Source organism: Peribacillus sp. FSL R5-0717 (genome assembly GCF_038002945.1).
GTDB classification, from domain to species: Bacteria; Bacillota; Bacilli; order Bacillales; family DSM-1321; genus Peribacillus; species Peribacillus frigoritolerans.
In genome coordinates, this window is the sequence record NZ_JBBOOF010000001.1 from 314,641 (window position 1) to 334,367 (window position 19,727).

At 37.0% G+C, this 19,727-nt stretch carries 18 protein-coding genes and 3 pseudogenes; 8 read left to right on the forward strand and 13 right to left on the reverse strand.

Annotated features, from left to right (window positions below; all coding sequences use genetic code 11):
• Positions 1-154: 154 nt before the first annotated feature.
• Positions 155-1,417, reverse strand: coding sequence for a dicarboxylate/amino acid:cation symporter (locus NYE65_RS01520; protein WP_340859608.1), 1,263 nt, complete (start codon positions 1,415-1,417; stop codon positions 155-157).
• A gap of 525 nt (positions 1,418-1,942) precedes the next feature.
• On the opposite strand from NYE65_RS01520, the gene NYE65_RS01525 reads away from it, so the two are divergent.
• Positions 1,943-2,068 (forward strand): hypothetical protein, encoded by a 126-nt coding sequence (locus tag NYE65_RS01525; RefSeq protein WP_328178439.1) that lies wholly within the window; start codon positions 1,943-1,945, stop codon positions 2,066-2,068.
• A 246-nt stretch (positions 2,069-2,314) separates the two neighbouring features.
• On the opposite strand, the gene NYE65_RS01530 is transcribed toward NYE65_RS01525, so the two are convergent.
• Positions 2,315-3,625 carry a haloacid dehalogenase-like hydrolase gene (locus NYE65_RS01530; protein ID WP_340859609.1) on the reverse strand — a complete coding sequence of 437 codons (1,311 nt, stop codon included), beginning with the start codon at positions 3,623-3,625 and terminating at the stop codon, positions 2,315-2,317.
• 152 nt (positions 3,626-3,777) lie between these two features.
• On the reverse strand, positions 3,778-4,323 hold the full coding sequence (locus NYE65_RS01535; RefSeq protein WP_328178437.1) for a TetR-like C-terminal domain-containing protein: 546 nt from the start codon (positions 4,321-4,323) through the stop codon (positions 3,778-3,780).
• Between the two features lie 181 nt (positions 4,324-4,504).
• On the opposite strand from NYE65_RS01535, the gene NYE65_RS01540 reads away from it, so the two are divergent.
• Together NYE65_RS01540 and NYE65_RS01545 are read left to right on the forward strand one after the other, a co-directional pair.
• Entirely contained in the window at positions 4,505-5,251 is a 747-nt protein-coding gene (locus tag NYE65_RS01540) for an SDR family oxidoreductase (RefSeq protein ID WP_328178436.1), read from the forward strand.
• Positions 5,252-5,410: 159 nt separating this feature from the next.
• On the forward strand, positions 5,411-6,118 hold the full coding sequence (locus tag NYE65_RS01545) for an SDR family oxidoreductase (RefSeq protein WP_328178435.1): 708 nt from the start codon (positions 5,411-5,413) through the stop codon (positions 6,116-6,118).
• A gap of 284 nt (positions 6,119-6,402) precedes the next feature.
• Here NYE65_RS01545 and NYE65_RS01550 read toward each other — a convergent pair.
• Positions 6,403-7,255: pseudogene (locus NYE65_RS01550) on the reverse strand (helix-turn-helix transcriptional regulator).
• Between the two features lie 121 nt (positions 7,256-7,376).
• Here NYE65_RS01550 and fabF point away from each other — a divergent pair.
• Positions 7,377-8,612: a beta-ketoacyl-ACP synthase II gene (fabF, locus tag NYE65_RS01555; RefSeq protein WP_328178434.1), complete on the forward strand. Its 1,236-nt coding sequence runs from the start codon at positions 7,377-7,379 to the stop codon at positions 8,610-8,612.
• Positions 8,613-8,961: 349 nt separating this feature from the next.
• Here the strand turns inward: fabF and NYE65_RS01560 are convergent, their stop codons facing one another.
• From NYE65_RS01560 to NYE65_RS01580, 5 genes are all read right to left on the reverse strand, one after another.
• Positions 8,962-9,189, reverse strand: coding sequence for a hypothetical protein (locus tag NYE65_RS01560; RefSeq protein WP_063575845.1), 228 nt, complete (start codon positions 9,187-9,189; stop codon positions 8,962-8,964).
• A 54-nt stretch (positions 9,190-9,243) separates the two neighbouring features.
• Positions 9,244-9,381, reverse strand: a complete 138-nt coding sequence (locus tag NYE65_RS01565; protein ID WP_340859610.1) for a hypothetical protein — start codon at positions 9,379-9,381, stop codon at positions 9,244-9,246.
• A gap of 304 nt (positions 9,382-9,685) precedes the next feature.
• Positions 9,686-10,630, reverse strand: coding sequence for a sporulation protein (locus NYE65_RS01570; protein ID WP_340859611.1), 945 nt, complete (start codon positions 10,628-10,630; stop codon positions 9,686-9,688).
• Between the two features lie 884 nt (positions 10,631-11,514).
• Positions 11,515-11,943 carry a MarR family winged helix-turn-helix transcriptional regulator gene (locus NYE65_RS01575; protein ID WP_328178579.1) on the reverse strand — a complete coding sequence of 143 codons (429 nt, stop codon included), beginning with the start codon at positions 11,941-11,943 and terminating at the stop codon, positions 11,515-11,517.
• Positions 11,944-12,189: 246 nt separating this feature from the next.
• Positions 12,190-12,816: a fumarylacetoacetate hydrolase family protein gene (locus tag NYE65_RS01580; RefSeq protein WP_340862073.1), complete on the reverse strand. Its 627-nt coding sequence runs from the start codon at positions 12,814-12,816 to the stop codon at positions 12,190-12,192.
• Positions 12,817-13,426: 610 nt separating this feature from the next.
• Between NYE65_RS01580 and NYE65_RS01585 the strand changes: the two are divergent.
• Positions 13,427-13,630: pseudogene (locus NYE65_RS01585) on the forward strand (IS5/IS1182 family transposase); the annotation flags it as partial.
• 236 nt (positions 13,631-13,866) lie between these two features.
• On the opposite strand, the gene NYE65_RS01590 reads toward NYE65_RS01585, so the two are convergent.
• Complete coding sequence (locus NYE65_RS01590) at positions 13,867-14,502, reverse strand: FMN-dependent NADH-azoreductase (RefSeq protein ID WP_340859612.1); 636 nt, start codon at positions 14,500-14,502, stop codon at positions 13,867-13,869.
• A gap of 241 nt (positions 14,503-14,743) precedes the next feature.
• Between NYE65_RS01590 and NYE65_RS01595 the strand changes: the two genes are divergently transcribed.
• The gene (locus NYE65_RS01595) at positions 14,744-15,562 is read left to right on the forward strand and encodes a histidinol-phosphatase (protein ID WP_340859613.1); all 819 of its coding nucleotides are present in this window, start codon (positions 14,744-14,746) and stop codon (positions 15,560-15,562) included.
• A 352-nt stretch (positions 15,563-15,914) separates the two neighbouring features.
• A complete protein-coding gene (locus NYE65_RS01600) occupies positions 15,915-16,076 on the forward strand; it encodes a hypothetical protein (RefSeq protein WP_340859614.1) in 162 nt (53 codons plus the stop codon).
• A 319-nt stretch (positions 16,077-16,395) separates the two neighbouring features.
• On the opposite strand, the gene NYE65_RS01605 is transcribed toward NYE65_RS01600, so the two are convergent.
• Positions 16,396-17,376, reverse strand: coding sequence for an MBL fold metallo-hydrolase (locus NYE65_RS01605; RefSeq protein WP_340859615.1), 981 nt, complete (start codon positions 17,374-17,376; stop codon positions 16,396-16,398).
• A gap of 275 nt (positions 17,377-17,651) precedes the next feature.
• On the opposite strand from NYE65_RS01605, the gene NYE65_RS01610 reads away from it, so the two are divergent.
• The gene (locus tag NYE65_RS01610) at positions 17,652-17,816 is read left to right on the forward strand and encodes a hypothetical protein (protein ID WP_340859616.1); all 165 of its coding nucleotides are present in this window, start codon (positions 17,652-17,654) and stop codon (positions 17,814-17,816) included.
• 268 nt (positions 17,817-18,084) lie between these two features.
• Here NYE65_RS01610 and NYE65_RS01615 read toward each other — a convergent pair.
• Both NYE65_RS01615 and NYE65_RS01620 read right to left on the reverse strand, forming a co-directional pair.
• Positions 18,085-18,583: pseudogene (locus tag NYE65_RS01615) on the reverse strand (hypothetical protein); the annotation flags it as partial.
• Between the two features lie 232 nt (positions 18,584-18,815).
• Positions 18,816-19,442, reverse strand: coding sequence for a hypothetical protein (locus NYE65_RS01620; RefSeq protein WP_034311227.1), 627 nt, complete (start codon positions 19,440-19,442; stop codon positions 18,816-18,818).
• Between the last annotated feature and the right edge of the window lie 285 nt (positions 19,443-19,727).

Here is a 19,727-nt window from a genome sequence, read left to right on the forward strand (position 1 = left end):
AAAGTCTTCAAGATGACTAATCATAATATGTGTCAGACCCCATCATTGGTTTTACTCATGACTTTCAACAATGGGGCGAGAATATCCAGTCTTTGCTACTTGTATCATTGCTTTTCCCAATTCTTCTGATGTAATGATACTGCTTAACGTATCATCAAAATGTTGGTGGTACCTGCCGAATGCTTGACTGTTCGGTTTGAGCTTTCCATTCTTCCTGACGGAACTCTTTTTCCCACTTCGAAACCACAATACAAGCGAGAACATGTCCAGGAGTATTACAAGCTGTACGTGCCATATCCAGCACACGGTCAATGCCTGCTATAATTGCGACGCCTTCTGCAGGAAGCCCTACTGCTGAGGCGGTAGCTAAAAGGACAACTAGCGAACCGGATGGAACAGCAGCAATTCCTTTTGAGGTTGCAACGAGAACCCCCATTACAATCAACTGTTGGCCAAAATCCATTGGGATGCCATATGCCTGTGCTAGGAAAATAGAGCAAACAGAAAGGTACAATGTCGAACCATCACAATTCAGTGATAGCCCAGAAGGAATAACGAATGAAACAACACGTTTCGAACAACCGTATGCTTCCATACGATCCATTAACTGAGGCAGAATGGTTTCTGTACTTGTTGTAGAAAAAGCGATAAGGAACAAATCCCATACCATTCGAAACACTTTAAAGTAAGAAATCTTCAAGAACCAAGCAATTATTGGAAACAGAATGAAAATAACAATAGCAAGCCCAAGATACACAACCCCAATCAACTTTGCCATAGGGATTAAAAGGGCAATACCATACTGACCCACAGAGGCTGCCATGAGAGATAGTACACCAATCGGTGCGGTTACCATGACCATTTGTGTCAGTTTAAACATGATATTTGCAACTGATTCCATAAACTTCATTGCCGGCTCTGACTTTTTGCCTATTGCTCCAGCAGCTGCACCAAATAAAATAGCGAAGAATATAACAGCTAATAAATCACTTTTTGCCATCGCATCAACAATGTTGCTTGGAATGATGTTAACAAGCATCGTTTTAAAATCGACAACTTTGGTAACGCTTTCATTTAATTGTGTGATATCCTTTTGAACGAGGTGGGATAAATTAAGCCCAGCACCAGGCTTTAGAATGTTAACAAGTAAAAGACCTATACCTAGAATCAGAGTGGTAATAAATTCAAACCATATAATTGTTTTAAGTCCTAATGAACCCATTTTTTTCATGTTTCCGTCGCCCGATGACCCAATGACAATGGTAGTGAAAACAATAGGCACAACAATCATTTTAATAAGATGAATAAAAGCGTCGCCAATTGGTCTTAAGGATTGGCCAAGTTCAGGAAAAAAATGTCCGATAAGTGCTCCAATAAACAATGCAATTAAAACTTGAAAAGCAAAAAACCTTTTCATAGGTTGTCCTCCCTGAACGAAAGATTAATAGCCTCATCACACAATATGTCAATAAATAGATCATTCCTTTCTCATTTGTCTATTGAAAGAGAAAGAAGAAATAGCTTTTAAAAATCGTTTCTGTATATTCCATATATAACCTCCTTATATTTGTAAATATAAAAAAACTGTATCACCTATTCGCGATTCAGTAAAATACTGAATTACTATAAAGTTATAAGAATAAATTATTAATCCCGTTTACATTTTTAATTGTTCCTTAATCAGCTAACGCACCCGTTCGTATAAGGTCAGCCAGAAAATAATTCTGGTTGACCATTTTTTATATGGTTTTTATTATAACGGTAGCCGGGGCAAAACCTACCTGCTCGTGGGGATAAACCCCGTCAACTAAACTGTTTGCCCGTGCTTGTAGAAACATGATTAGGCTGGTTGGGACGTTGATCTCATATAACTAGCGAAGCTGTGACACTACAAGGAGAAATAAGGTAACGGGCAATCCACTAGATTAGGAGGATATTTAGAATGAATACAGTCGTTGGTCTGGATATTTCAAAAGCGAAAAGTCAAGTCCAAGCTTTCTTGGATAAAAATGAGCGCGATCCTTCAAACAGGAAAGCGCCCTTTTCTTGTTCAATTACTTTTATATAAATACGCTTGTTTGCTACCGAATTTGATTAAATTCTTCAAGATGTAAAACCAAAAATACTTTATGTTTACGAAATGAGAGTAGAAGATTTATCTTCATTTAATATGGCTAATGGAAATAGGGTGCATGATTTACACTGATTTTGGATATGTTTCGCAAACTTGAATGTATAAAAGCGAGTCTAAGATGTCATCATCAATCTTTATTTTATACTCCCAGTTTGACTGAATCTACTGGGACGAATCTTTTTAATTCGCCAACAATTTTTCTTCATTTGACCCAAGCTTGATCGTGTATTCAGTCGGTATCCATAAGCCTGTATTCTCATTTCTTCCTTGGAGAACATATTTCGGGTTGTTTTTGCCCATACGTTCTGCAGCTGTTTTCGAAAGCTTGCCGATATCACCTGCTTTGAGGCGGTTGATAATTAAACCTAGTTTCAAACTCTTAATTGTCAGCATTTCATAATCTGTACTGCTGTCTCCAGCTACGAATATCGGACCGTATCCGCCCCGCGTTTTGGAGATGGCGTGTTCGATCACTTCCACCTTACCTTCTCGAGCAGTGATCGGCCAATTGTCTTCATATTCTGCTTGAGTAATTCCTTCCTTCTTTTTTAATCTCATCCCAAAGACATTTTCCTTTGGAAGGTTGTAGCCGTATTTTGGATTTGACGAAAATACCTCCACCACCTCTTCCATCGAAGCCGAAATAACATAAACGTCAATCCCATTCTCCATAAAAGTATGCATTAAGTTTGCGATTTCCGAGGCCAGACGCAGTCCTGTTGTATAGGTAACTTCAACAGTACCGGCTTTTCCTAACATGGACCCAGGACTTATAAGCGTCACCGATGCCATTTCCGCCCCTAAGTTATAATCATTTGAAGCCTCTGCAAGCTGCTGAACTTCTTCGGTCGACATGTTCGCAAATAAATAAAGCACCCATGGATATCCGATTTCAACACCGTATGTTTCCCCAATGGCTTCATACAGAAAGTACATTTTCGCTTTAAAATCTTTAAATCGATCAGTTGAATGTAGCGTTTCTAATCGCTCTTTTACATTCATCCCATTATAGTTGGAATAAAGAAATTCGTAATCGCGTTTCAGATCCTCGGCGATCTGCTTGAGAGTGACTGCATCTCCCTGGAGGTTTTTAAACTCGTGTGAAAAGGGTCCATTCGGCACATTCTTTTTGATCACTTCATAAAACTCTTCCGGTTGCATGTTATATGCCAAGTGATCAATTTGATAGAGAAAGAGGGCCTCTTCCGTATCATTCATGATGCTCGTATGATCCCAATCAAAAACAACATAAGGTTTTCGATTTGGATCGTATGCTGTACTTCCAGCACCATGCTTATCAATAAGGTTTTGAACAGACTTATAGGTGTCAGGAGCCCATTTTCCTTTATTCAACACTTGAATACAGTGGCCCTCCCTTTTTTGCTCAGTCGAAACTGCATTTCCGCTTGCAGCCGCTTCTAAGGAAGCAGACAAAAACAAGCAAATGATGATCATGCCAAATAGAGCCTTTAATTTGGTTCTATTATTCATATTATCCCCCCTGAAAAATGCAAAAGACGCCTGCCCAATAGCTCGTTATTAGCTATTGAAACAGGCGCCATTGCCGATTGATTCTTTTATGCGTAAATATTATCAATAATTTCCAGAATAGTCAAATATTTATTTGTAATTCTAAACATTTTCTATAAAATCCTCTCTAATAAATCCCCTACTTTCTCTGCCATTTCCTGCGGTGGATAAGGCATGCCATTTTTTAACCACCATTCCACTACACCTACATAAGCATTTGCCACAAATTCGACAACTACATCTTCACTTTGACCAAAATTTTTTCCTTTTGTTATATCCACGTCTTTTTTGAACTCTTCGATATTATGCTGAACAAACCGGCTGCGAAAGTACGGAGCTCCCTCACTTGCCAACATCGTCGAAAAAAATAAATAATTACGTTCAAGATATTCCATGCAGTGTACAGTCGATTCAATCCAATCCATTTCAGCTTCCGATTCACAAAGGTTAACCATGTTATTGATATGTTCTTCTATGATTTTATCCAACAGATCATATTTATCCAAGTAATGGAGATAAACAGTTGCACGGTTAATATTTGCCCTGTCAGAAATATCCTGAATGGTCATGCTGTCAAAATTTTTTTCAGACATCAATTCAAGAAATGCTTTCTTAATTGCTTCTTGAGTTCTTACAATTCTTCTATCCACTTTTGCCATATTAACACCATACTTTCCTTGAGATAGTCAACAATTTTTATTGATTTGCTGTTTAAACAACAAAACTGATTAAATTAACGATTTATATGCCTTGTCTTGTTTAAATTTATATTTTAAATTATAGACAGATGTCGAGAAAACATCAATTGTAGTTTTATTTTACATGAAAGGATGAAACGAAATGACAATTGAAAACAAAGTGGTTGTAATTACGGGCGCAAGTTCCGGTATTGGGGAAGCAACAGCTAAGCTGTTAGCTGAAAAAGGTGCAAAAGTTGTACTTGGCGCAAGACGTGAAGAGCGTTTAGCAAAATTAGCAGAAGAAATTAGATCGAACGGTGGTCAAGTGGCTTATCGCGTCACTGATGTCGTTAACCCAGATGATAGTCAGCAGCTTGTTCAACTAGCTAAAGACACTTTTGGCGGTGTTGATGTAATCTTCTTGAACGCTGGACTAATGCCTAATTCACCACTTTCCGAATTAAAAACTGACGAGTGGAACAGCATGGTTGACGTTAATATTAAAGGTGTATTGAATGGTATTGCAGCAGTATTGCCAACATTTACTTCGCAAAAGTCTGGACATGTCATCACTACGTCATCAGTAGCTGGGCTTAAAGCATACCCAGGCGGTGCTGTTTATGGAGCAACAAAGTGGGCTGTTCGTGATTTAATGGAAGTTTTGCGTATGGAATCTGCCCAAGAAGGTACAAACATCCGCACAGCAACTATTTATCCAGCAGCGATCAACACGGAATTGCTGGATACGATTACTGATAAGAATATTTCAGAAGGTATGACTGCGCTGTACGAACAATATGGTATTGCACCTGATCGAGTTGCCAATATTGTGGCATTCGCTATTGATCAGCCAGAAGATACGAACATTAATGAGTTTACAATTGGACCAACACGTCAACCTTGGTAATAATAAAAGGAAGATAAAACTAAGAGCTATTCATTTTCTGAAATTTAGGCTGTCGAGAAAATCTTGACAGCCTTTCAATTTCTTCTCGGAATGTTTACAGGCTTTAACTTGAGAAATCTCCTCTCTCAAAATTATTATCCGAAAAATGGAGGAATTAACATGTCAAAGGATACGAAAGTTGCACTTGTCACAGGCGGAAATAGAGGAATTGGATATGAATTGGTCAAACAATTAGCTTTGATAGGTTTTAAGGTTATTTTGTCAAGTCGAGATCCGGAGATGGGTCATAAAGCGATACAACAACTTAGGGAGTCAAATCTGGACGTTTCGTTTGTGTCGATAGATGTCAATAATCAAGACAGCATCCGTCAAGCTGCGGTAGCAATAAATGAGAAGTATGGAAGATTAGACGTATTGATTAATAATGCTGGCGTGTATCTGGATGAGAATAAACAATTATTGAATATGGATCCATCAATTTTAGAGAATACAATGGCAACCAATTTCTTTGGAGTTTACCATATGATCCGTTCCTTTATTCCCCTCATGGAAAAACAAGGCTATGGGAGAATCATCAATGTTTCCTCAGAATATGGGGCAATGAGCGAAATGTCATATCCAGGAGTAGGCGCTTATAAAATGTCCAAATTTGCCCTGAATGGATTGACACAATTAATAGCTGTAGAAATCAAATCTGATATCAAAATAAATGCGGTCGACCCGGGATGGGTAAGTACAGATATGGGGGGACCATCTGCTCCAAGAACTCCTGAGCAAGCTGCTGAATCTATCCTTTGGTTAGCTACTACTGGAGCTGAAGGACCTAACGGGGGATTCTTCAAAGATGGAAAACGAATTGATTGGTAGCAATACTTCATGAGCAAATTATTTAAAGCTGGTTCGATGAAACTATCTTTTGCAATTTTTAATGCTTTAGACCCAAATAAAGAAAAAATCCGGTTTTCCTTTGCCTAACTAGGATAACCGGATTTTTCTATAATTTGGTGAAGAAAAGAAATATACCTAAACTAAACTGTCCCGTTCGTGCCATATGAAAAAGGCTGCCTCAGCAACCTGCCTTATTGAAGTAAAGCACCTTAGTTAAAGTATTTTGCGAGTATTATTTCATAGACTGTAGATATGCTGGTTTATTAACTTTCAATGGAGACTTTTTTCATTAATCGTTTTTAATTTATCTTCCGTAGCTGTTCCCTCTACTGGTGTATAGATACTGCATCTTAGGTCCATGTCCCCCTGGACTTGGAGAGAAGTTAAATTAAACAGCATCTTACCGGCTTTGGCATGTCTAAATTCAATCATCATTTCTGGAGCTTTACTCACTTGACTTTCTTGCCATAAAGATTGAAATTCCGGATGAGAATCACTCATTTCTTTAATAAATAGGTTATACCACTCATCACCTAAGTAGTGACCATAATAGGCACGAAAAATGGAAAGAAATCCTTTAACAAAATGCTCCCAATTCACAGCTAATGATTTTAATTCTTTTCTTGTAAATAATAGATGGATCAAATTTCTTTGGACATCAGGAAGTTGTTCAAAATCTAGAAATACGTGAGCGGCAGCATTGTTCCAGCCTACAATATGACAATGTCGATCTGTAATGATAGTAGGGCAATACGTTAACTCCGCTAAAATTCTTTCCAAAGAAGGACTAAGTTTTGGCTGATCCTTCTTTCGATGAATAATGGATGATTTCACTTCTAAAGCTAAATCATATAGATACTCTCGTTCATCATTATTTAATTGCAGAGCTGTAGATATGCAATCCAATACGCTTGTAGAGACCTTAATATCCCGACCTTGCTCTAGCCACGTATACCAAGTAGTACTAACTCCCGCCAAATGTGCAACTTCTTCTCTTCGTAAGCCAGGTGTTCTTCTCCGGGTACCAGCAGGTATACCTATAGATTCAGGCTTAATTTGGGATCGCTTCGTTTTCAAAAATGTAGACAAAGCTTCAAGTCTGGTTTTATCATTCATTTCTAAACCCTCCATCATAACCATTTAACCGGGTAGTTATTATACCAGGATAAACACTCACTTGTAATAGGATAACCCTGAAGTATAATACGAGTATACTATTCATTTGGGGTGATGAAAAATGGAAAGAGTCGTTATTACCGGAATGGGAGTAGTCTCTCCTATTGGAAACAACGTAGAAAAATTTTGGAGAAATCTGACTGAAGGTAAGTCAGGCATTTCCTCTATTGATACATTTGATGTGAGCAACCATAAAGCAAAAATTGCTGGAATTATTCGTGATTTTAATGCAGATGATACTTTAGGGAAAAATGAAGCCCGACGTCTAGATCGCTTTTCCCAATTTGCTTTAGCCGCTGCTGAACAAGCTTGGAATGATTCTAAATTAGATATTGATGATATCAATCTAGAAAGACTTGGCGTATATGTTGGTTCGGGGATAGGAGGAATTGAAACATTGATTGAAAATGTGGATACTCTTCGAGAGAAAGGTCCAAGAAGAGTCAGTCCAACCCTGGTACCAGCCATGATTTCTAATGCTGCCGCAGCCCAAATTAGTATCAAATGGAACGCAATGGGACCTACTATGTCACCTGTTTCTGCTTGTGCAATCGGAAATACCGCTATTGGTGAAGCATTCAGGCTTATTCGCTTTGGAGAAGCTGATGCCGTTTTTGCTGGAGGAGCAGAGGCAGCTATTACAGATTTATCACTAGCTAGTTTTGGTAATGCTACAGCATTATCAACGAGAAACGATAATCCAGCTAAAGCTAGCCGTCCTTTTGATGTAAATCGAGATGGATTTGTCATGTCAGAAGGAGCAGGAATTTTAATCTTGGAATCTTTATCTCACGCTTTACGCAGAGATGCAAAGATTTATGCTGAAGTCATAGGGTATGGTGCAAGTTCTGATGCCTATCATATGGTAGCTACACACCCAGAAGGAAAAGGAGCCTACCTTGCAATGAAAATGGCTTTAAAAAACGCAAATATTTCTCCAGAAGAGATTGATGTTATTAGCGCACATGCAACAAGTACAGAAGTGGGAGATCGATCTGAGACACTAGCGATTAAAAAACTATTTGAATCAAAAGCTTATCAAATCCCAATAACAGCTAATAAATCTATGCTAGGTCATATGTTAGGAGCAGCTGGAGGGGTGGAAGCAATTGCTTTGGCAAAAAGTTTAAAGGAAGGAATTATTCCTCCAACCATCAACTTAGAAAAGCCTGATTCATTATGTGATTTAGATTATGTTCCAGGTGTTGCTCGGAAAGTGAAAATAAGTACTGGTCTATCCAATTCATTTGGTTTTGGAGGTCATAATGCAGCTATCGTTTTAAAAAAGTACGAGTGAATTAACTTTCACTCGTATTTTTATTAAAGTCCTCAATAGTACCTTTAGTTAGCGCCGTATTGGGTCTTATTGGAAATTAACTTCTTAAAAGCCTATTTTCTTCGATTAAGGTTTTTTTCTTATTCAGAAAGCCATATTTTTTTAAATACCTTTTAGCTATACTAACTAATTTAGTAAACAAAACAGTTAGAATTCCTTGTCCACAAATTTTCTGAAGTAAAACATATTAATACTCTTATTGGTATTGCACTACAAGCAATAATTTTTCATTATCTTTTATCATCCATATAAACAAGGCTACATTTTTCTTCGATTTAGAAAATGACAAAAAAAGATCTAGTGCCAATGACTAGATTCTCTTTTTAATATCTTCTCTTAATGATTCAATGATAGTCCCTGATAAGTTTGCAGGAAGAGATGAACCATCCTCAAAAACCCATGCATTAATTATTTCAAGATCTTCTTTTTTTAAAGTAATGCTATAATCTTTATCATTGTGAGTAAAGTCAGCTGTAACCGATTCTTCACCATTAAACTCGTCATCAATAATCATATTTTTTATTTCATATGGCTTCACGATGTAATCTCCTTTTTAACTTTCTTGTCTATAGAATTAACCTTATATGATTGTTTATTCATTTTTTTCACGCCGAACCAAAAAACGAAGGGCTATTTTCAGAAGATGAAAGAATGTCAATTCCATTAACTTTGTGGTTATCATAGTTGAACATTCATATTTTCTCTCCATCACTTCTTCATTTTCCTTCATGATCTTCACCTAATCCTTTATCACAATCGGCTAGATATGACTTCGTTTTTAGTGAACTGTTCCGGGAAAGGAGAACGGAGATTTTAGACTGATGATAAAACTTTTCCAAATATATGAGGATTAAGGGGAAAATCGGAGCGCAATAGGAAGCAAGTGCACTATTAAATGTTCTCTTCCTGGCTTATAAAACAACAATAAAACAAGCGTTACTTACTGATCAAAGTAAGTAACGCTTGTTTACTAATTCTTACTCAAGAACTGATTAGTGGGCCTTTTTTTATTTTATAACATACCCTAATTATTTTCAGGATTCCCCATCCCCATTATCAAAAAATGAATCAAATCCCCCATCAAATTCCTCTGTTGCTTCTTCAAACATCTCCTCCATATCAAAACCTTCCATCATCTCAGTGAATAACATAGTCCCTAAAACACCCACTGCCAATCCACCAACCATTCCAGGTATAGCGTTTCCCATTTGGGAAGAACGACCATGAGGATGGTTTGCGGAATAAGAGAACGGCTGTGTAAAAGCATAAGGCTGTTCTATAGCTTCCGATATATACTTTCCAATTAGCTTATGAAGATCGTCTTCTTGCTCAAGAACTTCTTGATTTAAATGAAACTCTCGTTTCGCTTCAATTTCCTTGTAGCCGCTTTTACAGTCAACCTCCATCCAGACCCGGATACCTGATTCTTCATTGGCAAACCGCATTTCCACTTCATTTACTTGTCCCATGAATTGTTGAGTGGGAAAGAAAGCAAATTCCTGTCCATATTGATCGAGTTTACCTGAGTCAGCTGTCTCGCGAAATCCTAATTGAGCCATTGCATTAAAAATGGATGTGATGGATTCCTGGGATTGGATGACTAGCCGGTCTACATCTTTGCGGTCGACCCCGCCCTCAATATCAAGATGTGTATCCAGATAGTATGAGACAGTTCCCCTTGAAATAGGTATATTCGCAGGTAGGACGTAATGAAAAGGAATGACCTTACGTTCTTTGGGCTGAATACAATCTCGATTAATTAATGGTATATGTGCAACTTCCTTAGTAACGCTTCCTTGGGTTAATACCACATTCATCATCAACCGGACAGTCACTTGATTGATTTTCTGTTCCACCTCACCGCCATGAATGACTATCTGCCCTTGAATGCTTTCTCCAGCTTGATAATTATGATTGTCACATTGTAAATCTACAGTTGCAGCTCCTTTTCCTAAGCTAGCTAAGATTTTTTTAAACATACGTCCTCTTCCCTTCGTCAAACCTATATTAGAATTTATATGTATAATGGGGCGTAATTAGAAAGAACAGGAAATCCATTTGTTTTTTATGAGATTTCTAAATTATCCCTGATAGTATTACGTCAAAAAATGAAAATAGTTTCAAATAATTTGCCGCAGTAAGTGATCTTCCTTTGATAATGGAGTTCGTCGTCTTTTATGATGCTGTTGATGGATTATTAAATTAAAAGGCTGTTTTTTACATACTTTGTTGCTATTTAACCAGGTAGTGAGTTGTGGTTGATTTCCCCTCCAGATGCTCGCTTTCCGCGGGGCGGGCGGTGAGCCTCCTCGGTGTAAACTCCTGTGGGGTCTCACCTGTCCCGCTGCACCCGCAGGAGTCTCGCACTTCCGCTCCAATCAACCTTAAATAGTTTCGTTTTAAAAACAACAATCTTTACGAAAAGAGCCAATTAAAAAGAGAAGGATTGATTCCTTCTCTTTAATTATTAATTATATTAATATAGGGGGAAATCCAGCAACAAAACGGCATAGTAAAGAAAGAGAGAGTTCAATTTTCTCTCTAACAAAAATGCCAGGAGCTAACAATCCTCCGCCCTGGCATTTTTTTTGTTTAGAAAATACTTTAAAAATAACAGTTCGTCTTTATTATGATATATCCATTTCCCGGAACATTATTAGCCATTAAACTAATTTATCCTCACTGGTAAAACAAACCTATTCCACCCCTCTTAAATGCATGCGCTTACATTCAACTTCGGATAAACACTTCTCTCTTTCACAACAGATCCGTTCATTATTACCTTACTGGGCTAAAGGTATATTCCTATCTAAAATATATAGAAATAACCGACTTCACGTTATTAAGGGATATTAGAACCAAATTATAATTTCTCGATTAAGGATTGCAATTCCTCTTGAAGGTTTCCTTTTGAAAAAGCAGAGTGCAGAATTTCATGAACAGTATTTAAGGATATTTGTAGTTTTTCTTCACCTAATGTAGTTAACCGTGTGTAAATACCTCTTCGATCATCTTCGCATGTTTGCCTTTGTAATACGCCGCAGCTTTTTGCTTCAAGCCTGACTACCAGCCTGGATATAGCACTTTGACTTAATCCTACCATCTCTTGTAATTGTTGTAGCCTCAATTGTTTTTCGCTTGTTTTGGATAAAAAGTAAAGAACGTAAAACTCTTTTAATGAAAGGTTATGTTTTTTTTGCAAAGCACTTTCCAGCTCATTCGTAATGCCCATTTGAATATTTGTAATCGAGAGCCAATTATCTAAATACTTCTTTTCTTGGTTGTTTTTCATGCACATTCCACCCTGTTCCATCCTATATAATTAAAATTTGTCACTTTAATTGATTATCATAAGGCATATAAATTGTTCTAAGATACTCCAAAAAAATAAATTCACCAAAGCCATAATGTAATGGTTAAACTTAAAAAAGTGCGTGCCATCCATGTATGTTATATGGTTATTTTAGACGAGTTTCTTCTTTTTGTCTAAAATTGAGCTAATCCATAAAAAAAGCAGTCAAAAAGACTGCTTTTTTCTTTAACCCATTGTAACAGAACAGGACCCTATTTCATTTCCACCCCAGTTAAGTGAAAGCTGGTCTTGATCTGAAAGAGGACCGACGCCACTTGGAGTACCGGTATAAATTATATCTCCTTTTCCAAGCCCAAAATGCTTTGCTGTAAATTCTATAATGGTTTGCAAATCAAAAAGTAAGTCTTTAATATTCCCGACCTGTACACGCTCTCCATTTTTTAAAAGGGAAAAATCTAATTGTTCACATGCTTCAACACCTGGAAACGGAATAAAATCACTAACAACTGCCGAATTTTTGAATCCTTTAGCCAAAAGCCAAGGATGCTGTTTTTCTTTTAACTGTGATTGAACATCTCTAAGTGTCAGATCCAACCCAATGGCCATGGAGTCTACTATTTCATCTACTTTCATTCCTGGTTCGAACTGTTTTGCGATATGTATGACAAGTTCAGTTTCAAAGTGAACGGAACCCTGATTACTCGGCAACGTAATTGATTGACCGTGTGCTTCCACGAGCGAATGAGTCGGTTTTGAAAATAAAAAAGGGGAAGTTGGTATTTCATTATTCAATTCCTTTGCATGCAAGGCATAGTTTCGACCTATACAATAAATATTTTTAATGTCTTTCATCATAAAAACCACTCTTTTCTTTTAAGAAATAAATATTTAAATGATAGTGGAACAATTAGAAATTCCCTACTCATGACAATTGTAAATAGGATCAAAATTATAATTACGGGATTGTTCCAAGAAATAAGAAGAAGCCCTCCGATTTAAGTATATTTTATATTTTTCTGACTTTTTATACAATGATTAATATAATTCCATGTTGGAACGACGTTAGGTCGGTCTGGATTTTAACTTGCGGATAAAATACGAAGTCTTAATGCGCTATGATTGGTGAAGAAGAATTCAGACACATAATTATTTTTTATTTTGACAAAAAAAGAGCAAACAAAAATTGTTGGCTCAAACTGTAGACAAACTCGAAGAAAATCGAGTTTGTCTATTTTTATGGCTTGTACAAATACGGACGTTGATTGGAACGTAGGGCACTCGCATTCCGCGGGGTTGTCGGCCCTCGGCTTTCGCCTGCGGGGTCTCCCCTAGACGCACTTTTCTAAGCAGGAGTCTCGTACACCCGCTCCAATCAACTTTGTCTTACCTTTTAGATAGAACACCTTTGCCTAGAGTCATTTTTGTTTTAAATATAGAAGTATTAAAACCTGAGGTGATGAGGATGCTTTCTAAACATGATTCTATTCAGCGAGATCAACTTGAAATGATTACTTTAGATCAACTGGTGCCACCGAACCATTTGGTTCGTAAACTGGAGGCTACCATTGACTTCCCTTTAATTTATGACTTGGTGAAAGATATGTATTCAGAGGTAGGAGGCCCAAGTATTGATCCAGTTATTTTAATTAAACTAACCTTCATTCAATAATGGAAACCATAGTTGAAACAAATATGGCTTACTTTCGCTGCCATTAATTTAAAGAAGAAGGCCAATTGGACATGGCGAGGACCAAAAATGGCCTAACATAGTGGGTTCGTAGAGCCCCAATCTCTTTAACTTAAGACGAAATTCAGAGGGAATTTCAAAAGGGGTTCAGAATTTTTTAATTCCGAACCCCTTTTGTCGACAAACTGAGCCAACAAAAATTGTTGGTCCTTGATTTAAAAAGTAGAAGCTAAATCTTTTGAACGTGCTATAGCATTTTCTTTAATTTCTTGTGCTTTATCAGGCACTGCTGCATGTCCTTCAATGAATAAACCTTCAAAGGAAGGCACTCCGAAGAATTGCATAATGATATTTAGATATCGGTGACCCATTTCCATTTCAGCTGCCGGTCCTTCTGAATAAATACCACCGCGGGCTTGAATATGCAAGGCTTTTTTATCAGTTAAAAGACCAACGGGGCCTTGTTCAGTGTATTTAAATGATTTACCTGCAACAGCTACGGAATCAATATACGCTTTCAAAACCGGCGGGAATGAAAAATTCCATAAAGGCGTTACAAATATATATTTATCGGCGGCTATAAATTGCTCACATAACTCTGAGAGCCGACTAACTTTCGCTTTCTCCTCCGACGAGAGTTCTTCAAAGCCCTTTCCAGCTTGAAGTTTCCCCCAACCACTGAAAACATCCACATCAATTTCTGGAATATTCTCTTTATAAAGGTCAATATTTACAATTTCATGGCTAGGATTTACTTCTTTATATGTGTCAATAAATGCTTTTCCAACGGCCATACTGTAAGATTGTTTGTCATCATGAGGATGAGCCGTGATATACAATACCTTTGTCATTCAGTATCTTCCCTTTCTTTTTAAATATTTGAACATTCTAGTTTGTCTAGGGAATTCAACCTTTATACAATTACCCGAACTAAAATATCTTTAATTGATGGGTATAAAATTAAATCCGTAAGATAGAAATTCGTTTTCGAGGGTAGTAAGGTATAAATCTTCTTTCATTTTGTGAGAAAGGATATGAATTTTGGATATGATAAAATAAGACAATCTGGTTCACTTTAGGAGGACTAAGTAAATGACGAATTCAATAAAATTTGATCTCCACACTCACCATGAACGCTGTGGACATGCTATCGGCACAATTGAGGATTATGTAAAGCAAGCCATCGAATACGGCTTGCATTATATTGGGATTTCTGACCATTCTCCATACTTTTATAGTGAGGACGACCACCTCTACCCAACTATTGCAATGGCAAAAAGTGAATTAGTTCCTTATATTGAGGAAGTACTTCGCTTAAAAGAGAAATATGCAAGCAAAATTCACGTGTTATTAGGAATGGAAAGTGATTTCTTCCCTGATCACATAGAAGTCTACCGCGATCAATATCTTTTACACCCTTTTGACTACATAATTGGATCTGTTCATTATGTTCAGGATATTAGCATTTTTAAAAGAGGGCGTTGGGATGGCTTAACCTCTAAAGAACAGTCAAAAGTAAAGGATGAATATTATAAATTAATACAGAAATCGGCTAAAAGCAGAGTATTCCAAATCTTAGGCCATATTGATGCAATGAAAGGTTTTTATCCAGCCTTTTCTTCCATTGAGACAGACAGTATTGAAAAAACGCTAAAAATCATTAGTTCTGAAGATATCGCCATTGAGATTAATACCTCTGGTAAAACGAAAGATTGTGGTGGGTGGTATCCAGCAGATGACATTTTAGAACGAGCTCTTTTCTATGATGTGAAGGTAACCTTTGGATCGGATTCGCATACACCGGAACGTATTGGCGATGAATTTGAACTAGTTAAAAAAAGACTAAAGGAGATCGGCTTTTCTGAGTGGGCTTACTTTGTTAAAAAGGAAAGGATTCTCACTCCCCTTTAACCTTTCAATCATTAAAACAGGTCCGATCATTAGGCCTTCCTGTAACCATGTGGAATGAACTTTTCAATCCTTTTGCTACTAAGAAGTCCGAAGTCCAAAAATTAATTCGTGGGTCGCTACTGAATCCTGTTAAATCCCTCAACTGATCAATGAATCGGTACCATTTTTTTTTATGGGCATAAAATAATCATTATGGATCCTGTCATAAAAATCATCACGATTGCTTACACGTTTTTCCCCGTTCATTTCAATGAATTCCAGTCATCACCATATTTTTTTGCATAAAATAAAAGTATTTAGGGAATTAATAACTAACCATTCGTTTATCTTATAAAAAGGAGTTGATTTTGGGATGATTGATAACCCATTGCATAAAGAGAATGACGAAACCCTTGTAGAGTCAGTTGAAAGTGGTATCAACTCTTCAATAGGGCGATCCGAAGCCCCTCCAAAAACCCAGTCAAAAGATCCTGAATTCGATCTTTTTGGCACAGTATTAAATGGGTATCTTTAATTTATACTTCCTTATTGAATAAACCTTATTTCAAGACTAAAACATTATAAATTCCTAAAAAGAAGAGCACATATTAGTCACGCATAATATGTGCTTTCCTTTTATTAAATTCAAGCGCCCTTTTCGTTAATGATATTCCTTTTGCTCTTCATTGTTCTTCTGGAATTAACACTTCTCCAATTTTATCAATTGAGTTAACTATCGACATTTTTGAAACTGCCTGTCCCTTTATTAACATTAAGAAAAAGGCTGCATCAGCAACCTTCCTTGGATGTAAGCCCTCTCATTCATGAAATAGCAGAAGCTGGTCCGTTTTAGCTTAGTTCGCCTCGTTAACCGGCTGTTGTACTTGTACCGCTTCCCCTATTTCAATGGATAGCAAATCCTCCCCTACTAACACAGTTCCATCATATGTTTTTTTTGTTCTTTCGAGCAAATCAGCTTTTTCTTCTGTTAATCCTCCCAATAATACTATGTGTGAATACACAGCAAGTTTTGGTTGTATTTGGCTAAAAACTTTACCTGCTTCCTCCGGTGTAGTGTGAAGATCAAGTATATTGGCGATTGATTCTGATTCATTATCAGGTTTTGCCGCTGCAACCTCATGAATCACCACATCAGCACCTTTGGCAAATTTTATAAGATTTTCATTATAGCGGGTGTCGCCTGAGATAACTACTGAATGTCCTTTGTAATTAACCCGATAACCGAAAGCCGGCTCTATTGATTTATGGTCAACCTTAAAGGCTATTACTTCAATTCCCTTTTTGTTATAGACAATACCCTCCTTGATATCATTTGCGACAATACTTGCTCCTTCAGCGTTCCCATTTCCAGAGTCATCCCTTGCATCCAAATCGGCTTTAAATGCTTTATTCATATGTACCATCATTTTCTCAGTTCCCTTAGGTCCCCAAATCTTAAATGCTTGCTCTCTTTTTCCTCCTGTTGGTAAGGAACCTGTAAGCCATACGTCCGGTATGCCGATTGTATGATCCGAATGCAAATGCGTAAGGAATAACTTATCAACACTTCCTGGTAACATATTCGCTTTATATAATTGTAAAGCGGTTCCGCGTCCAGCATCAAAGAGGAGTTTTTCATTACCAACTTCTACAAGAGTAGCTGGACCGGAGCGGGATGTACTTAAAAGTGGAGAACCTGTACCTAATAGGGTTACTTTAAAAACGGTTTGCTGGACCGCTGTTTGGCCAAATGAAGGAAGAAATAATGATAATGATAGAATTATGGTCACTACCAACAAAAAACCAAACGAAGTATTTCTTATTCTTTTCTTCATAACAAAAACCTCCTGTCAGATTATTTGACTGTACACAAGAAAATAGTTGTTTCGAATATAAAACCTCGTTTCAAAAAAAAAACAAATACGCAAAATAAATATTACAATATTTATAATATTCAGTCAATGCTAACCGAAAGAATATCGTGTATGTTGTTTCAACCTTCCATTAAGACAACCGTACTCAATTTGGGAAAGGAGCGGAAATAATCTTAGTGAATATTGGATTAATCGTTCATACTAAATAAAAAATAACTGTTCAAGAAGGAGTTTATATGCCAAAGAAAAATAATAATCCAGCTCAGTCAAAAAGTCAGGTTAGTCGATTAAACGACGTGATGGAAGTGGATACAGATGTCAATGAAGATCCTAATCGGGAAAAATTATTGGATGAATCCGTTGATGCTTTTCTAAAATCGAAAGAAGGACAGGGATATTAGGGGCAAAATTGTGGTCGCTATTGACTTGTTTTAAGACGTTTTTATATTTTTTTCACGTTAAATGGGCCCCTCATGAAGCTATTGAGCGGCCCGTTTTGTTTCCTTATCAACGAACGTTTTTCTTCTTGGGATACCGCCACATCGCCATCAAGGTACGCGCGCAAGAGATAATATACAAGGATGTTCTCTTTAATTTGCTATGGTAACGCTAAAAATACCACATGACAAAAAAACCATCCATGTTGAAATTGATTCATAAGCTCTTCCGTTCTAACTGAATAAAGAGAGTACCTTTCTTCACAGTCCCATTCCAAAAAAACTCTGATTCATCATTCTTACGATATTTACGAGAATTCAACTTCAAACGTGAGATTTAGTAAGCACCTTCATTATTCATTTTCTGTAAGCGTGTAAGTCGAAATACCCTAAATCCCTTATGTATAAGCCTTTCGCTTGAATGGATAGTAGACCCGTGGAACCGAAGGTGGTTTTATCATTTTCTCTCGCTTTTCCTACTAAACGTGGAGGAACTCCCCACCCCTCAGGGCTCATGAGGACACCTGTAGATGCTTCGAGGCGGCTAAACAATTGTGTGAGTGGTGTTTTACTCGCGACTGTTGACTAAACCATACACATAAAGCAATTAATTCTTTTGCTTGATATTTAGTTGTACGTTGAACAAAACCAACTTCTTTAGCTAATTGTTGTAGAGAAGATGGAGAAAGTAGTTTTGAAACTCTCGTTTTTTTATGATGATACAAATTCACCTTAGCTTGATGGCGATGGGTCCCGCCAACATTTTAACGAAAATATACGCAAAGCCTTCGGATGTTACCAGACCCGGCCGTCTCTCTTCTATAAAGTCAGTTTTTATGAAGTAAATCTTTTTGTTCGTGATAACAAAAAAGGAAATATTTGTTTTTGTGTGAATAAGTCGAAAATATATAAAGGTAAACTAGACATTGTATATTTTCGACTTGTTGCTAAAGTACCAGGGTTTCATTCACATCTGTACTTGAACTGAGGCTCTGTCTGTATATAAAAAGCATTTCTTACTTGTGCACTCCAATTTGCAAAGGCTGATCTCCATTCAGGAGTGTTAAAGAATTGATCTACAGTTTGAGTTTCAGAATGCCAAACTATAAATAGGTTGAGTGGGGCAATTCCTCCTGCCCAAATTCCATTATTTGCGTCAGTATCTTCTTCCCTTACTAATAATAAGGGTAGACCAAATTGAAAAGCCATTGAAGGTTCTACTTGTGAATAAACTGATCCTGTCCAGAATGGAGTGGAAGGTGGAAGGGGTCCTGCATTGACATCAACTGTTTGAATTTTAAAACGACGAAGGTTTACTGCCAACATTCCATAGCTTGATGAAACTAACCGACGAATATCAGTTAAAATGGATTCAGGATAACTTTCGCTTAATGGTAATGTACGCGGAAAAAGCAAAGCATTCTCAATCTCTAAAATTAGACGGTTTAGAAACCGTTGTTGGTTGTCATTTAAATGAGTCGTCGTACTTAAAAATATAGGAATACGATAAGCACGATCAATACACTCTTGGTGTGCCGATTCTATTTTCGCTTTATCTTTACGTAAAGAGCTATGCTCATTATTACTCACTTTCTCTTCATCCTTGCGTGAAGAGCTATTCTTACTTTTACTCACTTTCTCACCTCCTTTTTTTATTTAGTATATGGAAAAGGAATAAGTGAGCTTGGACATAACAGGATTTCATATTAGAAAGGCTTTATACAACAAAAATTAGTAATTTTGTCTAAATATGAATGATTTTATAAAAAATTTTTTAATTTATCTGAAGGAGGAAATAGGTAATCTTTCATTAAGCTATCCACAATAAGCTTTTGGATGAATTCAATGTTGAGGAAAAAAATATACCCACAACAA

Coding starts and splice junctions, on each gene's coding strand:
- NYE65_RS01525 (WP_328178439.1), top strand. CDS start 1,943: ATGAATACAGTCGTTGGTCTGGATATTTCAAAAGCGAAAAGTCAAGTC.
- NYE65_RS01605 (WP_340859615.1), bottom strand. CDS start 17,376: ATGAAGAAAAGAATAAGAAATACTTCGTTTGGTTTTTTGTTGGTAGTG.
- NYE65_RS01545 (WP_328178435.1), top strand. CDS start 5,411: ATGTCAAAGGATACGAAAGTTGCACTTGTCACAGGCGGAAATAGAGGA.
- NYE65_RS01520 (WP_340859608.1), bottom strand. CDS start 1,417: ATGAAAAGGTTTTTTGCTTTTCAAGTTTTAATTGCATTGTTTATTGGA.
- NYE65_RS01575 (WP_328178579.1), bottom strand. CDS start 11,943: ATGAAAAACAACCAAGAAAAGAAGTATTTAGATAATTGGCTCTCGATT.
- NYE65_RS01595 (WP_340859613.1), top strand. CDS start 14,744: ATGACGAATTCAATAAAATTTGATCTCCACACTCACCATGAACGCTGT.
- fabF (WP_328178434.1), top strand. CDS start 7,377: ATGGAAAGAGTCGTTATTACCGGAATGGGAGTAGTCTCTCCTATTGGA.
- NYE65_RS01610 (WP_340859616.1), top strand. CDS start 17,652: ATGCCAAAGAAAAATAATAATCCAGCTCAGTCAAAAAGTCAGGTTAGT.
- NYE65_RS01600 (WP_340859614.1), top strand. CDS start 15,915: ATGATTGATAACCCATTGCATAAAGAGAATGACGAAACCCTTGTAGAG.
- NYE65_RS01535 (WP_328178437.1), bottom strand. CDS start 4,323: ATGGCAAAAGTGGATAGAAGAATTGTAAGAACTCAAGAAGCAATTAAG.
- NYE65_RS01580 (WP_340862073.1), bottom strand. CDS start 12,816: ATGAAAGACATTAAAAATATTTATTGTATAGGTCGAAACTATGCCTTG.
- NYE65_RS01530 (WP_340859609.1), bottom strand. CDS start 3,625: ATGAATAATAGAACCAAATTAAAGGCTCTATTTGGCATGATCATCATT.
- NYE65_RS01590 (WP_340859612.1), bottom strand. CDS start 14,502: ATGACAAAGGTATTGTATATCACGGCTCATCCTCATGATGACAAACAA.
- NYE65_RS01570 (WP_340859611.1), bottom strand. CDS start 10,630: ATGTTTAAAAAAATCTTAGCTAGCTTAGGAAAAGGAGCTGCAACTGTA.
- NYE65_RS01565 (WP_340859610.1), bottom strand. CDS start 9,381: ATGAAGGAAAATGAAGAAGTGATGGAGAGAAAATATGAATGTTCAACT.
- NYE65_RS01540 (WP_328178436.1), top strand. CDS start 4,505: ATGACAATTGAAAACAAAGTGGTTGTAATTACGGGCGCAAGTTCCGGT.